Below are 14227 nucleotides of genomic sequence, written 5' to 3' on the forward strand. Positions count from 1 at the left end.
ACCGCCTATTCGCAGCGCAGTGTTACCGTTGCCTGGTAGTTTCCGGAGGCGAAGCGGTTGCTGCCGCCCTTGGCGCCGGCAAGATGGACCGAGACAAGGTCGGCGCCGGGGGCAGCCAGGGCGGTGGCGGATCCCGTTTCCGCGATCGTGTGGGCGCCGCTGGCCGAATAGGTCGGTGTCCAGGTGGTGGCCGTGCTGTCGGCGGCAGGCACGGTGGTGAGGGTCACCGGATCGACGCTCAGCGAGACGCCCCCGGTGGTGGTAAGCGTGACAGTTCCAGCCGATCCGCCACTGTTGTGAGAGCTCAGCGACTGCAAGTCCGCGCTTACCGTCATCGTGCCGTTGGTGCCGACAACAAGGGTGCAGGTCGCGGTGACCGTGCCGTTGAAAATGACGTTCTGCGTCGTGGCCATCGCGGCGTGGTCCAGGCACGCGGCCAGCAAGGCCGCACCGACGGTGGTGCGAAACAACTTCATCGAGACCCTCCTATTAAGTCGGATCGCCCGATTTAATATGGGTCATCATCGCTTTATCGTGGTTAATTTAGCGTAAACTGAAATAACGCTCTGGAACAAAAGCGACAAATAAACCGATGGTTGTCCCCGGTTGTATCCAGAAAATCCGAAGATAAGTCGCACGAATACTTCGTAACCAGAAGATTCATATATTTCCTGCGTGAATATACAAATATCGACATTCAGGCCAAAATCTGCCCCGCTTCCCATCCCAGGATGGCTCGCTTGCGGGTAAGGCCCCAGTGATAGCCGGTAAGATCGCCTGATTTGCCGATGGCGCGGTGGCAAGGCACCACGAAAGAGAGCGGATTGGCGCCGTTGGCGGCGCCGACCGCGCGGCTGGCGCTCGGCGCGCCGATGCTGGCGGCGATCGAGGAATAGGTGCGGGCCTTGCCCATCGGGATTTGCAGCAAGGCTTCCCAGACACGAACCTGGAAGTCGGTGCCGATCATGACGACGTGCAGCGGCTGGTCGGCGCGCCACAGCGTCGGCTCGAAGATGCGCGCGGCATAGGGGCCTGTCGCTTCCCTGTCCTCGGCATAGAGGGCGTTGGGCCAGCGGCCCGACATGTCGGCGAAGGCGGTGCGCTCCTCGCCGGCGTCGCAGAAGGCGAGGCCGGCAAGCCCGCGGTCCGTGGCCATGATCAGGGCGGTGCCGAACGGGGAGGGGTGATAGCCGTAGCGGATGGTGAGGCCAGCGCCGCGCGTCTTGTAGTCGCCAGGCGACATCGCCTCATGGGTGACGAACAGGTCGTGCAGCCGGCCGGGACCGGACATGCCCAGTTCAAAAGAGGTTTCGAGCAGCGGCATGCCGGAATCGAGCAGCTTGCGCGCATGGTCCAGCGTCACCGCCTGCAGAAAGGCCTTGGGCGACAGGCCGGCCCAGCGGGTGAAGAGTTTTTGCAGGCCGGTCGGCGTCTCGCCGACCTCTTCGGCCAGTTCTTCCAGTGATGGCTGGTCGCGAAAGTCGAGGCTGATCTTCTCGATGGCGCGGCGTACGATTTCGTAGTCGCTGCCCTCGGGCGTGATGTCCTTCCTGAGGACTGCCGTGTGTGTGCTCATGAACCTGTCTCCTTAGGCTGGAATATCGCCCCTTGGGGCGCCGATCGCCACCCGAAACTTGCCTTCTTGGGGGTGATGGCTGACGAACGAGCAAATTCCATCGAGGGATAAAAGGGCCGGTGCGCACGCGTGCAGGGATCAGCGCGCCTTGGCGGTCGCCAGCGCGCGCGCGAAGGCGGTGGCGAAGCTCTCGCGGGACTCGGGATCGAGGAAGCCGCCGATCGGCACGTTCTGGCCCTGTGCTTCCACGGTCATTCTGGTGATGCCGATCTCTGCGTGCCGGGCGACCGAAAACCGTGCCCAGAACGGATTGAAGCGGTGCGCTTCCGACTTTCCCGAGGGGGCAGTCTTGCGGATATCGAGGCTGGTTCGCGAGACCGATACTTCCTCGCGGGCGCGGGCGGCCCGATAGTTGACGCGGAAGGCGATGTAGACGGCGATCACATCGAGGCCGAAGAAACCGAACACCGGCCAGGCGCCGCGCGACAGGAAAAACGCGCCCGTCACCAGCCAGCCGAACATCAGCGCGCCCATCAGGATCAGGAAGCCCGTCCTGCCCAGCGACCGGTGTGGGGTCAGCAAGGCGTGGAAGAAGGGCTCGTCAGCCTGAAACGAGGCGTTTGTGTCGCTCATGACAGACTATTATAGGAGGGAAATGGCGCGCCCCAAGTCCAAAGATTCGTCCCTGACCAAAAGTGAACCGTTGCCCGGACGCCGTGACGGCTCGAACGCCAAACCGCGCCCCAGGCCCGCGCGGTCAAGTTCGCTCTACAGCCCGGCGGAAGTGCACGAGATCTTCCGGCGCTTTTCGGTGCAACGGCCGGAGCCGAAGGGCGAGCTCGAACATGTCAACGCCTTCACGCTGCTGGTGGCGGTGGTGCTTTCGGCGCAAGCAACCGATGCCGGCGTCAACAAGGCGACGCGGGCTTTGTTCAAGGCCGCCGATACGCCGCAAAAGATGCTGGCGCTGGGTGAAGCCGAGGTTGGCGACCATATCAGGACCATCGGCCTCTGGCGCAACAAGGCCAAGAACGTCATCGCGCTATCGCAGGCGCTGATCCGCGACCATGGCGGCGAGGTGCCGGACGACCGCGATGAGCTGGTCAAGCTGCCAGGTGTCGGGCGCAAGACCGCCAATGTCGTGCTGAACATGGCCTTCGGCCAGCATACGATGGCGGTCGACACGCACATCTTGCGCATCGGCAACCGGCTAGGCCTGGCGCCCGGCAAGACGCCGGAACAAGTCGAGCAGGGATTGTTGAGGATCATCCCGGACGAGTATATGCGCCACGCGCATCACTGGCTGATCCTGCATGGCCGCTATGTCTGCAAGGCGCGCAAGCCGGATTGCCCGGCCTGCGTCATCGCCGATATCTGCAAGGCAGCGGTGAAGACGACCAGCATTCCGGCGCCGCTGGTGCCGATCGCTCCGCTCGAAACGGCCGCCGAAGATCAGATTCCGTAGCCGCGCGCCATCGCCGCGGCGAAGACGGGGATCAAGAGGAAGATGGCTCCTTCGGCGCGGATATAGGACTTCACCGAGGCCAGTTCGGCCGCCGGCACGGCGAAGGCGGGATTGGTGCTGGCCTGCCTGTTCCAGGAGATAAAACGCACGGTCGGGATGATCGACAGCAGGCCGACAATGCCGAACGCCGCCATCTTGGCCCAGAACACCCAGTTGTGGACGTAGAACTCCCAGCCCTTTAGGCCCCAGAAGACGCGGCCGATGCCGACGATGATGATGAGCGCGGCGATGATGCCGTAGTGGCGGTCGATGCCGGCGAGCCGCTTGAGCGTCGCTGCGGGCAGGTCGCCACGGATCAGCACGAATTCGGCGCCTATGATGGCCGCCAGCGAGAACACCAGCAGATGGTGGATGATGGCGAGCACGAGGTCCGTGGTGTCCATTCGGATTTCCCTGGATCGGCGGCACCGGCCGGCGCCTCAAAATTCGGGCGTGCTGAATCAGCCCACGTCGAAAATAACACCCCCGCGCAAAAATCCCATAGCGTGGCTTGGATGTCGTGAAGCGCTGCCGGAGTTTGCGTTTGGTGCTGGATGATGGTCCCTGTTTCCCTGGCTCTTGCACCGCGCCGGCGATTTGCTAACCGCAGGCGGTAAAGCGAGGCAAATCCAATGAGCACGACGCAAGCCATCATCGCCCCGGTCATCGAGACGCCGCGAACCATCCTGCGGGCTCACCGGCTGGGCGATTTCGACGCCTATGTCACGATGTGGGCCGATCCGGTCGTCACCCGTTTCATCGGCGGCAAACCGCGCACGCGTGAGGAAAGCTGGATGCGCTTCCTGCGTCACGCCGGCCTGTGGTCGCTGCTCGGCTACGGCTTCTGGGCCATCGAGGAGAAAGCGACCGGCCGCTTCGTCGGCGAGGCCGGGTTCCACGATCTGAAGCGCGATATCGAGCCGTCGATCGAAGGCACCCCCGAAGCAGGATGGGCGCTGGCGCCGTCGGTGCACGGGACGGGCCTTGCCACCGAGGTGGTCGGCCGTGTCCTGGCATGGGGCGAAGAGACGTTCGGGCGCTCCAGAACCGTTTGCATCATCGATCCCGAGAATGCCGCCTCCTTGAACGTCGCGACGAAATGCGGCTACCGGGAAGTGGTGCGAACCCTCTATCACGACGCCCCGATGATCCTGCTGGAGCGGCTGTCCTGAATATCTAGCTGGCCTTGCGACGCAGCTTTTTGGCCACATCAGCCCACGGGTCGGCGTTGGTCCGCGCGGCGGGCGCAATGGTTTGGCACAGCAGCACCGTCGAGGCATCGAAGGGCCGCGGCCTGGCGATCCCGTAGCCCTGCGCGTAGTCGACGCCGATTTCCTTCAAGGCGATGGCGATGTCGTCGCTTTCGACGAACTCGGCGATGGTGCGCTTGCCCATGACCTTGCCGATATGATGGATCATCTCGACCATGGCCCGGTCGATGCGGTCGTCCAGCATGTCCTTGACGAAGCCGCCGTCGATCTTGAGGTAGTCGACCGGCAGGTGCTTCAGATAGGTGAAGGACGACATGCCGGAGCCGAAATCGTCGAGGGCGAAGCGGCAGCCCAACCCGCGCAGGTCGGCCATGAAGCGCATGGCGCTGGTAAGGTTGGCAATGGCGCTGGTTTCGGTGATCTCCAGGCAGATCATGGACGGCGAAATGCCATGGACAAGGAACTGCTCGCGCAGGAAGCCGAGAAATGTCTCGTCGCCGAACGTCGCCCCGGAAAGATTGATGGCGCATGTGGCGATCGGCGCCATGCGCTGATCGGCCTGCCGCGCGGCCAGGATGCGGAACGTATTGCGCACCACCCAACGGTCGATCGACGGCATCAGGCCGTAGCGCTCGGCGGCGGGAATGAAGCTCTGCGGGGTGACGAAGCCGCCGTCTTCATCGGTCAGCCGCAACAGGATCTCGATATGCGCCCCCGCCTCGGCGACATCGTCGTTGAGCGGCCAGATTTCCTGGGCATGGAGTCTGAAGCGATCTTCTTCGAGTGCCGCGTGCAGGCGTTGCACCCAGGCCATCTCGCCAAAACGCTCGCGCAAGTCCATGTCGCCGTCGCTATGGATCTGGACGCGGTTGCGGCCCTTCTCCTTGGCCATGTAGCAGGCGACGTCGGCGGCACGCAGGGCCTCCTCGATCGTCACATGCGCATTGGCGATCTCCACCATGCCGACACTGACGCTGGTGTTGAAAGGCCTGCCGTCCCAGGCGAAATGCAACTCCTGCACGGCGGCGCGCAGCCGTTCGGCGATGTCGGCGGCATTGTCCGCCTGGCAGTCGATCAGCAGCACGCCGAATTCATCGCCGCCCAACCGGGCGAGCACGTCGCCGGGTCGCAATTCGTTGGCCAGCAGGGCGGAAATCTGGCGCAGCAACTCATCGCCCGCGGCATGGCCGCACGTATCGTTGACCAGCTTGAACTGGTCGAGATCGAGATACATCAGCGCGTGGTGCCGGGACGCACCCTGCGATTCGACGATCGTGCGCTCCAGCCGGCTCTCGAAATCGCGCCGGTTGGCGAGCCCGGTCAGCGCATCATGCGAAGCCTGCCATGAAAGCCGCTCGATGTAGTCTTCTTCGCGCGTCATGTCGTGGAAGGCGAGCACGGCGCCGACGACCTCACCGGAAACGAGCAGCGGCGCGCCGGTCAGCGCGACCGGGACGACGGAGCCATCCGGCCGCTGCAAAATTTGCGGGCGGGCGCTGGAACGGCGTGGCTCACCGGCCAGGAGGCGTTCGATCAATCGGGGCTCTTCGACGCTGGTGTCCTTGTCGACCAGCCGAAACAGCGACGCCAGCGGCTTGCCTCTGGCAGAACCGAACGGGCATGCCAGCAATTTCTCGGCAACCGCGTTCATGTATTCCAGCCGCCCGTCTGGGCCGATGCTGATGACGGCCTGGCCGATCGAAGCCAGGGTAACCTGTGCACGCTCGCGCTCGGCATTGAGCGCCAGCTGGAAGGCCTGGCGCTGCGCCAGCAGCTTGCGGGTGCGCCAGACGGCAAGCAATATCAGCAAGGCGGCGGTAACGAGATTGGCTGACGTGAGCAGCATCTTGATGAAGCGCGACCCTTCGCCGAGACTGTCCGAGAAGGCCTTGGAGAGCGGGCTGATCTGACGGTCGAGCTGGCGGATTTGCGTCTTCCAGCCACTGATCTGGGTCGCGGATGCCGGACCCTTGCTCAGCTCGTCATGCATCGTGTCGGCGAGCTGCTGGATGGCGAGGATCATGGTGTCGGCCGCCGTCCAGTGCCGCACGGCGGCGTCGAGATAGCTGAAGCTGCGGAAATTCTGGAACAGCCAAATCATCCCGGCGATGTCCTCGGGATGATTTCTGCCGTGCAGAAAGCCCGCGCGGGCAGCCTGGGTATCGGGCTCGGACTGCTGGAGGGCCAGGCGGGCCGACCGATCGGCCAGTGGAACGGCGATGGCCGCACGATACTCGCCGAAGAACTCCTCATTGCCGGTGTCGGCATAGAGGCTGAGGAAGTAGATGGCGTGCTTCTGCCCCTTGGACCATTGGCTTTCGCCGCCGACATAGGCGCGGACGGCCGAAAGCGTATAGAGGCTCAGGCTGGCGACCAGCGCCTGAATGAGGACGACGGCGATAAACGGCCACACAAGCCCCAGAAGACGTGGACTTGCGTTCATCGACGACAGCTTCATCGAATTCATGGACGTGCCATGATCCTGTGCGCGCCTGTCCGGCTGTTTTCATCCGCCGGTTGAGACGATGTTGTTCCCTCATGTCGCTCGGATGGCGACACAACCCGGTTATCATGAGGGGCTTAACAGCAAATAAATCGTTCGACTTTCGACAAGACTTTTTCTTGCCGTGCCGGCTAAATATTACGCGACGTCAAGTAATTGCTTCAAGTTGAATCAGTTTGTATTCGATACTTGGCGGGCGCTAGACCGCGAGACTCGCCTGCTCCAGCATGGTGGCATCCTCGCCGAAGGCACGGGTGGCGCGGGCCGCCGCCTCAAGCAGCGGGCGCTTCATGCGCTGAAGGAACGCGGCGTCGACGCGCGTGCTTGGACCAGCCAGCGTCAAGGCGCCGAGGAGCACACGTCCCGGCCCGAAAACCGGTGCCGACACGCCCGCCGTCTCGGGGTCGCGATCGCCCACGGCGAGGCAGTTGCAGGTTTTGCGGATGGTTTCGTAGGGTTCGCCCTGCTGTCCCGAAAACGCCGCCAGCACGCGGCCCCCGGAGCCGACCAGCAAAGGCAATACGTCGCCTTCGCGTATCGTGTAGCGGATCGGATGCTTGGATTCGACCCGGTAGAGACAGGTGCGCACGTCCCCCGAGCGGACGTAGAAGGCAACGCTCTCCCAGCTTCTTTCGGAGAGATCGCGCATGATCGGCAGCAGGATATCGACCGCCACCACCGAACGCTGGTAGAGCGCGCCGAGCCGGAAAGTCGCGGCTCCGACACGGTAGCGGCCATCGTCCAGGCGCTCGAGCAATTGTCCGCGCAGCAGCGAATTCGCCAGCCGCAGGATCGTGCTCTTGTAGAGACCGGTGCGCGTCGCGATTTCAGCCAGGCTGAGCGAGCGGTCAGCCGTGGTGAAGGCATCGAGGATGGCGATCGCCCGATCGAGTGCCGCAACGCCTTCGGCGGGCGCTCGCCGGATTTCCGCGTCAGCCGATTTGCCTGCCAAGTCCATTGCGGTTCCCAATTCGAAGAAGGCCGAACGGAGCGACTGTGTCGCGCCGCTGGATCGTTCTGTCCAGCAGAATATCGTTCCCGTTGACAGAACTTGGTAACATCTGCTTGAACTCGATCACGGGCCTGAACTCAGGCGCGTTTTGGCAGGCACCGGAGGAGGTGTCGTGATCTGGAGGAATCCCATGCTGAACAGACGCAGATTTTTGACGGGGACGGCGGCCGTCGGCGCCACCGGCCTCGCAGGACTTCATTTCACGCCCGCCTTCGCCGAAGGCGCGCCGCAGATCCAGATTTTCGTGCCGGCGGCACCCGGCGGCGGCTGGGACCAGACAGGGCGCACGATGGATCAGGTGCTGCGCAGCGAGAAGCTCATCTCCGGCTCGCAGATCACCAATGTCGGTGGCGCGGGCGGCACGGTCGGGCTGCCGCAGTTCATCAGCCAGTGGAACGGCAAGGGCAATTCGCTGATGGTCGCGGGCATGGTCATGGTCGGCGCCATCATCGCCAACAAGGCAGCCAACAATCTGACGCAAGTCACGCCGATCGCGCGGCTCACCGGTGAGTTCGAGGCACTCGTCGTGCCGGCGGACTCGCCGTTCAAGACGGCGGCCGATTTCGTCGCCGCGCTCAAGACCGATCCGACGAAGGTTCCAGTCGCGGGTGGTTCCGCCGGAGGCTCGGACCACATCCTGTTCGGCCTGATCGCCAAGACGGTTGGCGTTCCGGCTCCCAGTCTTTCCTATGTGCCGTTCGCCGGCGGCGGCGAGGCCTTATCGGCGCTGCTCGGCAACCAGGTGGCGGCCGGCATTTCCGGTTTCGGCGAGTTCTCCGAACAGGTCAAGGCGGGCGCGCTCAGGCTGCTCGCCATCTCGGCCGACAAGCGCCAGGACGGCATCGACGCGCCGACGCTGAAGGAAGCCGGCATCGATGTCGAACTGTTCAACTGGCGTGGCGTTTTCGCGCCGCCCGGCATTTCCGACGCGGACAAGGCGGCGATGATCACCCTGGTCGAGACCATGGCCAAGAGCGATGCATGGGCAACCGAATGCAAGAACCGCAACTGGACGCCCATCCTGCTCACCGGCGACGACTATGCGAAATTCGTCACCGAGGACACGGCTCGCATCGAGGCCATTCTCAAGGATCTCGGCCTCGCCTGATTTTCCCCAGGGGGACGGCGCGAGCCGTCCCTCATTTTTCAATCGCAGCCGGCCGCAGGGAGGCGATCGGTCCACCGCCGAAGGTGCGGTGAAGGCTGGCCGTATCGGGCCGACCATAACGGGGAGACGTTCATGAGCACCATCAACCAGCCGGCGGCGCCCTCTCGCCTTGCCGTGCCGGAATTGCTGATCGGCATCGGCCTTCTGGCCTGTGCCGGGGCCGTCGCCTGGCAGACGCTGGCGATCCCGGTATCGCCGCTCTATTCCAAGGTCGGTCCGACCGTCTTTCCCTATCTCACCATGGTCGGCCTGATTGTGCTTTCCCTGCTGCTGATCCTCGCCGCATTGCGCGGCGGCTGGCAGCCGGAGGAGGAAAAGGAGACGCCGACCGACTGGAAGGCGATGGGCTTCGTGGTCATCGGTCTTGTGGCCAATCTTCTGCTCATCCAGCCGCTCGGCTTCACGGCCGCCTCGGTCATCATGTTCGTTCTCGTCTGCTACGGCTTCGGCAGCCGGCACACGCTGCGCGATGTGCTGACCGGCCTGGTGCTGGCGCTGGCCGCCTATTTCGGCTTTGCCAAGGCGCTCGGCGTCAATATCGGCGCCGGTGTCGTCGAGAACCAGCTGAACACGGTGATCGATGCCTTCACCAGCACGCTGGGAGGCTGAGACCATGGATACGCTCAGCCATCTCGCACACGGTTTCGCCGTCGCGTTCACGCCGACCAATCTGATGTGGTGCCTGCTCGGCACCACGCTCGGTACGGCCATCGGCGTGCTGCCTGGCCTGGGGCCGGCACTGACCATCGCGCTGCTCTTGCCGATCACCTATCAGGTGGCGCCGGAGGCGTCCTTCATCCTGTTCGCCGGCATCTATTATGGCGCCATGTATGGCGGCTCGACGACGTCGATCCTGCTCAACACGCCAGGCGAGAGCGCAACCATCGTCACCGCGCTGGAAGGCAACAAGATGGCCCGGTCCGGTCGCGGCGGCGCCGCGCTTGCCACGTCAGCGATCGGCTCCTTTGTCGCGGGCACGCTCGGCACGCTGGGCGTCGCCTTTTTGGCGCCGGTCGTGGTCAAGTTCGCGCTGGCTTTCGGTCCGGCCGAATATTTCTCGCTGATGGTGCTGGCCTTCATCACCGTTTCGGCCGTGCTCGGCTCATCCTCGGTGCGCGGCCTGACCAGCCTGTTTGCCGGCTTTGTCATCGGGATGATCGGCGTCGATCTGCAGACGGGCCAGCCGCGATTCACTTTCGGCATGACCGAGCTGCTCGACGGCGTCGACGTCATCATCGCCGCCGTTGGCCTGTTCGCGGTCGGCGAGACACTCTACATGGCCTCGCGCCGCTATGCCGGCAAGGACGAGATCGTGCCGCTGAAAGGCTCGCTCTACATGACGGCGGCCGAATGGGGGCGCTCGTGGAAGGCCTGGCTGCGGGGTGCGGCGATCGGCTTTCCGATCGGCGCCATGCCGGCCGGCGGCGCCGAGATCCCGACCTTCCTGTCCTATGCAATCGAGAAGAAACTGTCGAAGCACAAGCAGGAATTCGGCACGGTCGGCGCCATCGAGGGCGTTGCCGGCCCCGAGGCCGCCAACAATGCATCCGCCGCCGGCGTGCTGGTGCCGATGCTGACGCTCGGCCTGCCGACCTCGGCGACTGCGGCGATCATGCTGTCGGCCTTCCAGAGCTACGGCATCAACCCCGGACCGCTGCTCCTGACGACACAGGCCAACCTTGTCTGGGGCCTGATCGCCAGCCTGTTCATCGCCAACGTCATCCTGGTCATCCTCAACCTGCCGCTGATCGGCCTGTGGGTGCGGCTCTTGAAAATCCCGGCGCCGCAGCTCTATGCCGGGATTCTGGTGTTCGCCACCGTCGGCACTTATGGCATCTCGCAGTCGCCGATCGATCTCGTCATCCTCTATCTCCTGGGGGCCGCCGGCTTCCTGATGCGGCGCTTCGATTTCCCGACCGCGCCCGTCATCATCGGCATGATCCTGGGGCCGCTCGCCGAAACGCAGTTCCGTCGCGCCATGACTATTTCGAACGGCGACTGGTCGGTGTTCTACACACACAAGCTGTCGCTGATCCTGCTGACTCTTGCCTTCATCGGCCTCGCCGGCCCGCATATCTGGGCCTTCATCGAGCATCGGCGTCGGCGCGGGCCCGAACATGTGCCGGGCGATGCCTGAGCGATTTGAGAAGATATGACAGACCTGCTTTCCGGTATCCGCGTCCTCGACCTGACCAATGTGCTCGCCGGACCTTATTGCGCTTATCAACTGGCCTTGCTGGGAGCCGACGTGATCAAGGTCGAAGGGCCGCAAGGCGGCGACCTGGCGCGCCAGCTCGGCGGCTCGCCAAAGCTCAACGGTGCCGGCATGGGCGCGTCGTTCCTGGCGCAGAACGCCGGCAAACGATCCGTCATGCTCGACCTCAAGCAGGCGACGGATCGCGAGCGCTTTCTCGACCTGGTTGCCAGCGCCGATGCGCTGGTCGAGAATTTTCGTCCCGGCGTGATGAAACGCCTCGGCCTCGGCTATGACGAGCTCAAGTCGGTGCGGCCCGGCCTTGTCTATTGCGCGATATCGGGTTTCGGGCAGAGCGGGCCGATGCGCGACAACCCCGCCTATGACCAGATCATCCAGGGCCTTTCCGGGATCATGAGCATAACCGGTACGCCGGAAACCGCGCCGTTGCGCGTCGGCTATCCCGTTGCCGACACGCTGGGCGGCCTGGTCGGGGCGTTCTCCGTCGCGGCGGCATTGGTCAGGCAGAAGACGTCGGGCGAGGGTGCGTTCCTCGACGTGTCGATGCTGGAATGCACGCTCTCCGCGCTTGGCTGGCCGGTCTCCAACTATCTGACGGCAGGGGTCGATCCCAAGCCGATGGGCAATGAGAATATGACGGCGGCTCCATCAGGCGCTTTCCGTACCGGCGACGGGCTCATCAACATCGCCGCCAACAAGCAGGAGCAGTTCGTGACGCTGTGCGTGCTGATCGGGCGGCCGGAACTGGCGTCGGACCAGCGCTTTGCCGAGCGCGAGACGCGCAAGAAGAACCGCGCCGCACTCAAGGTCGAGATCGAGGACGCTCTGGCCAGCGCTGCTGCGGCGGTTTGGGAAGAAACGCTCAATCGAGCCGGCGTGCCGGCGGGCAGGGTTCTGACGATCCCGCAAGTGCTGGCCGAACCACAAGTGCTCGAACGCCAGGTGACGGCTCGTTTCGACGATGTGGCCGGCATGGACGGGCCGCTGACCGTTCTGCGCGGTGGCTTCATGGTGGATGGCACCGCACCGTTGCCGACACGGCCACCGCCGGTGCTGGGGGAGCATATGGACGAGGTGTTCGCCGGCCTGCCGCCACGCACCAAGGCAAAGGCCAGGGCATGAGCGGCGTGGAGAGGAAAACAGGCCGCGAGCGCGGCGAGGAGTGGTGGCGGACCGACATCATCGAGATGAGCCCCGGCGTGATCCGGCTGCGCGGCTATGAGATCCAGGACCTGATCGGCCGTGTCAGCTTCCCCGCCATGATCTGGCTGATGCTGCGTGGCGAACTGCCCAGCGAGGACCAGGCGGCACTGCTCGGCATTGCTTTGGGGGCGGCCGTCGACCACGGGCCGCAGGCGCCGTCGATCGCCATTGCCCGCATGGCTGCGACCTGCGGCGTCGGTATCAACAGCGCCATGGCCTCCGCCATCAACGTGCTTGGCGACGTGCATGGCGGCGCCGGCGAGCAGGCGCTTTCCTTCTATGGCGATATTGCCGTGGCGCTCGAGGGCGGCATTGCCCTCAACGAAGCGGTCTCGACACGTCTTGACCGGTTCTTCGCGGAGGAAGAGGGCTATGTGCCGGGGTTTGGCCATCGCTTCCATCCTGTCGATCCGCGCGCGCCGCGTCTGCTGGAACTGGTCAGAGATTTTGCCGTGCGCGGCGTGATCAATGGTCGCTTCGCCGACATCGCCGGGGCGGTCGAGGCCGACGTCGGGCGGCGCAAGGGCAAAAAAATCCCGCTCAACATCGATGGCGCCACCGCCGTCATCTATGGCGAACTCGGTTTTCCGCCGCCGCTGACGCGCGGGCTCTTCGTGCTGTCGCGGTCGGTTGGCATCCTGGCGCATGCCTGGGAGCAATCGCAGCAGGCCGAGCGGAACAAGGGGCCGTTGCCGCGCGAATGGCTGTGGGCCTATGGTGGCCCGCCGGCGCGGCCTTTTCCGGAAGATGACGGCAAGGGCGGATAAGCCTGCCTCAGGCAGCGCCGATCGGCGCAGGTCCGGGAATGGTCAATGTCGCCACCAGCGTCGAGAGATCCGGCTCGTCGATCAGCATTGCCGCGTCGGCGGGCGCCAGCCAGGCCCGCTGCCGCCGCCTGGCTTCCTGCCAGTTGGCGAGTTCCTCGGTCACCTCGAGGAGATAGACGATGACGTCGACACGAATGAAGTTGTTGGCCAGCCGTTTCCAGTAGGAGTAGGTGCCCGCGGGCTCCTTCAGGGTCTTGCCGAGCACGCCGGCTTCTTCCATCGCCTCGATGGTGGCTGCCTTGCGGCCGCTCTTGCCTTTCATCGGCCATCCCTTGGGGACGATGAAGCGCTGCGTCGTCCTCGATGTGACCAGCATCACCTCGATGCCGCCATGCGCATTGCGCCGAAAGGGGATCGCCGCCACCTGGCGGATTCGTTCGCCCTTCTTGGCGCGGCGTACAGCCTTTTTCTTGGTGGCTACCATTCGCAAAGATCCAGTCGGTGCAATGCCCCATAGCGTGATGCGGCGCCTTTGCAAAATGCAAACTGCCGCAGGGATACCCAATGGCCCCTATCATGTAAGTCGGCTAAATAAAAGTGGACTTTACCTGTCAGCGGCAGGTGCTGACGGCGGTGTTGCCGATTATCTGTGTCTGGCAGCTCGGCCTGACCCGCGGAACGACAGGCGGCGGCTGCTGGACGATGACGCGATCCTGGGCACGATACTGCTGCTGCTGCTGCTGAAATTGCTGCCGCTGAACCCGGTTCTGCAAGGCCTGCAGGTCGTTCTGCTGCATCTGGGCATTGCCGTTTGCCGAGGGAATGAACACCTCGGCGGAGGCGGGCACACCAGCCAGAACCAGCGTGGCCAGCACTGCCGATGCCAGAATCGTCGATGGGCTACGCAAAGACATCCGCTCGTTCCGCGAAAAGATCCTATTCATCCCCACTATATAGGGCGCCTGTCTGGCGATGCGATGTTTCATGGCTAAAAAGAATGGAATTGATGCCGCGCACCGGACGGCAAGCCGTTGCCGTCATATTCGGACGTATAATCCGAGCATTACC

The 14227-nt window shown here is 64.1% G+C and carries 15 protein-coding genes; 7 read left to right on the forward strand and 8 right to left on the reverse strand.

The window, feature by feature from the left end; genetic code table 11:
• Positions 1 to 5: 5 nt before the first annotated feature.
• From LB564_RS26190 to LB564_RS26200, 3 genes are all read right to left on the reverse strand, one after another.
• Positions 6 to 476 (reverse strand): hypothetical protein, encoded by a 471-nt coding sequence (locus LB564_RS26190; RefSeq protein WP_140704195.1) that lies wholly within the window; start codon positions 474 to 476, stop codon positions 6 to 8.
• 221 nt (positions 477 to 697) lie between these two features.
• A complete protein-coding gene (locus LB564_RS26195; RefSeq protein ID WP_224542033.1) occupies positions 698 to 1576 on the reverse strand; it encodes a methylated-DNA--[protein]-cysteine S-methyltransferase in 879 nt (292 codons plus the stop codon).
• Between the two features lie 138 nt (positions 1577 to 1714).
• On the reverse strand, positions 1715 to 2209 hold the full coding sequence (locus LB564_RS26200; RefSeq protein WP_140704199.1) for a DUF2244 domain-containing protein: 495 nt from the start codon (positions 2207 to 2209) through the stop codon (positions 1715 to 1717).
• Between the two features lie 22 nt (positions 2210 to 2231).
• Here LB564_RS26200 and nth point away from each other — a divergent pair, with 22 nt between their 5' ends.
• Positions 2232 to 3041, forward strand: coding sequence for an endonuclease III (nth, locus tag LB564_RS26205; protein WP_224542034.1), 810 nt, complete (start codon positions 2232 to 2234; stop codon positions 3039 to 3041).
• Here nth and LB564_RS26210 read toward each other — a convergent pair.
• Positions 3029 to 3484: a DUF2214 family protein gene (locus LB564_RS26210; RefSeq protein WP_224542036.1), complete on the reverse strand. Its 456-nt coding sequence runs from the start codon at positions 3482 to 3484 to the stop codon at positions 3029 to 3031. The genes nth and LB564_RS26210 overlap by 13 nt on opposite strands.
• Positions 3485 to 3712: 228 nt before the next feature.
• Here LB564_RS26210 and LB564_RS26215 point away from each other — a divergent pair, with 228 nt between their 5' ends.
• Entirely contained in the window at positions 3713 to 4252 is a 540-nt protein-coding gene (locus tag LB564_RS26215; RefSeq protein ID WP_224542038.1) for a GNAT family N-acetyltransferase, read from the forward strand.
• 4 nt (positions 4253 to 4256) lie between these two features.
• Here LB564_RS26215 and LB564_RS26220 read toward each other — a convergent pair whose 3' ends face one another.
• Positions 4257 to 6758: an EAL domain-containing protein gene (locus tag LB564_RS26220; RefSeq protein WP_224542040.1), complete on the reverse strand. Its 2502-nt coding sequence runs from the start codon at positions 6756 to 6758 to the stop codon at positions 4257 to 4259.
• 235 nt (positions 6759 to 6993) lie between these two features.
• Complete coding sequence (locus LB564_RS26225) at positions 6994 to 7752, reverse strand: IclR family transcriptional regulator (protein ID WP_140704209.1); 759 nt, start codon at positions 7750 to 7752, stop codon at positions 6994 to 6996.
• 184 nt (positions 7753 to 7936) lie between these two features.
• Between LB564_RS26225 and LB564_RS26230 the strand changes: the two genes are divergently transcribed.
• The 5 genes from LB564_RS26230 to LB564_RS26250 all read left to right on the forward strand — a co-directional run bounded on the left by LB564_RS26230 (position 7937) and on the right by LB564_RS26250 (position 13159).
• Entirely contained in the window at positions 7937 to 8914 is a 978-nt protein-coding gene (locus tag LB564_RS26230) for a Bug family tripartite tricarboxylate transporter substrate binding protein (protein WP_224542042.1), read from the forward strand.
• 132 nt (positions 8915 to 9046) lie between these two features.
• Positions 9047 to 9583: a tripartite tricarboxylate transporter TctB family protein gene (locus tag LB564_RS26235; protein WP_224542044.1), complete on the forward strand. Its 537-nt coding sequence runs from the start codon at positions 9047 to 9049 to the stop codon at positions 9581 to 9583.
• Between the two features lie 4 nt (positions 9584 to 9587).
• Positions 9588 to 11111: a tripartite tricarboxylate transporter permease gene (locus tag LB564_RS26240; protein ID WP_140704215.1), complete on the forward strand. Its 1524-nt coding sequence runs from the start codon at positions 9588 to 9590 to the stop codon at positions 11109 to 11111.
• Positions 11112 to 11126: 15 nt separating this feature from the next.
• Entirely contained in the window at positions 11127 to 12311 is a 1185-nt protein-coding gene (locus tag LB564_RS26245) for a CaiB/BaiF CoA transferase family protein (protein WP_224542046.1), read from the forward strand.
• A complete protein-coding gene (locus LB564_RS26250) occupies positions 12308 to 13159 on the forward strand; it encodes a citryl-CoA lyase (protein ID WP_224542048.1) in 852 nt (283 codons plus the stop codon). The genes LB564_RS26245 and LB564_RS26250 overlap by 4 nt, the downstream gene beginning before the upstream one ends.
• Before the next feature lie 7 nt (positions 13160 to 13166).
• On the opposite strand, the gene LB564_RS26255 is transcribed toward LB564_RS26250, so the two are convergent.
• Both LB564_RS26255 and LB564_RS26260 read right to left on the reverse strand, forming a co-directional pair.
• On the reverse strand, positions 13167 to 13643 hold the full coding sequence (locus tag LB564_RS26255; RefSeq protein WP_140704221.1) for an NUDIX hydrolase: 477 nt from the start codon (positions 13641 to 13643) through the stop codon (positions 13167 to 13169).
• Positions 13644 to 13770: 127 nt separating this feature from the next.
• Positions 13771 to 14073: a hypothetical protein gene (locus LB564_RS26260; protein WP_224542050.1), complete on the reverse strand. Its 303-nt coding sequence runs from the start codon at positions 14071 to 14073 to the stop codon at positions 13771 to 13773.
• Positions 14074 to 14227 lie beyond the last annotated feature (154 nt).

The organism is Mesorhizobium sp. ES1-6, assembly GCF_020164775.1.
Lineage (GTDB): Bacteria > Pseudomonadota > Alphaproteobacteria > Rhizobiales > Rhizobiaceae > Mesorhizobium.

Excerpts from the sequence above, each read along its gene's own strand:
- LB564_RS26245 (WP_224542046.1), top strand. The coding sequence starts at position 11,127 with ATGACAGACCTGCTTTCCGGTATCCGCGTCCTCGACCTGACCAATGTG.
- nth (WP_224542034.1), top strand. The coding sequence starts at position 2,232 with ATGGCGCGCCCCAAGTCCAAAGATTCGTCCCTGACCAAAAGTGAACCG.
- LB564_RS26195 (WP_224542033.1), bottom strand. The coding sequence starts at position 1,576 with ATGAGCACACACACGGCAGTCCTCAGGAAGGACATCACGCCCGAGGGC.
- LB564_RS26250 (WP_224542048.1), top strand. The coding sequence starts at position 12,308 with ATGAGCGGCGTGGAGAGGAAAACAGGCCGCGAGCGCGGCGAGGAGTGG.
- LB564_RS26220 (WP_224542040.1), bottom strand. The coding sequence starts at position 6,758 with ATGAATTCGATGAAGCTGTCGTCGATGAACGCAAGTCCACGTCTTCTG.
- LB564_RS26215 (WP_224542038.1), top strand. The coding sequence starts at position 3,713 with ATGAGCACGACGCAAGCCATCATCGCCCCGGTCATCGAGACGCCGCGA.
- LB564_RS26230 (WP_224542042.1), top strand. The coding sequence starts at position 7,937 with ATGCTGAACAGACGCAGATTTTTGACGGGGACGGCGGCCGTCGGCGCC.
- LB564_RS26200 (WP_140704199.1), bottom strand. The coding sequence starts at position 2,209 with ATGAGCGACACAAACGCCTCGTTTCAGGCTGACGAGCCCTTCTTCCAC.
- LB564_RS26225 (WP_140704209.1), bottom strand. The coding sequence starts at position 7,752 with ATGGACTTGGCAGGCAAATCGGCTGACGCGGAAATCCGGCGAGCGCCC.
- LB564_RS26260 (WP_224542050.1), bottom strand. The coding sequence starts at position 14,073 with ATGTCTTTGCGTAGCCCATCGACGATTCTGGCATCGGCAGTGCTGGCC.
- LB564_RS26255 (WP_140704221.1), bottom strand. The coding sequence starts at position 13,643 with ATGGTAGCCACCAAGAAAAAGGCTGTACGCCGCGCCAAGAAGGGCGAA.
- LB564_RS26235 (WP_224542044.1), top strand. The coding sequence starts at position 9,047 with ATGAGCACCATCAACCAGCCGGCGGCGCCCTCTCGCCTTGCCGTGCCG.
- LB564_RS26190 (WP_140704195.1), bottom strand. The coding sequence starts at position 476 with ATGAAGTTGTTTCGCACCACCGTCGGTGCGGCCTTGCTGGCCGCGTGC.
- LB564_RS26210 (WP_224542036.1), bottom strand. The coding sequence starts at position 3,484 with ATGGACACCACGGACCTCGTGCTCGCCATCATCCACCATCTGCTGGTG.
- LB564_RS26240 (WP_140704215.1), top strand. The coding sequence starts at position 9,588 with ATGGATACGCTCAGCCATCTCGCACACGGTTTCGCCGTCGCGTTCACG.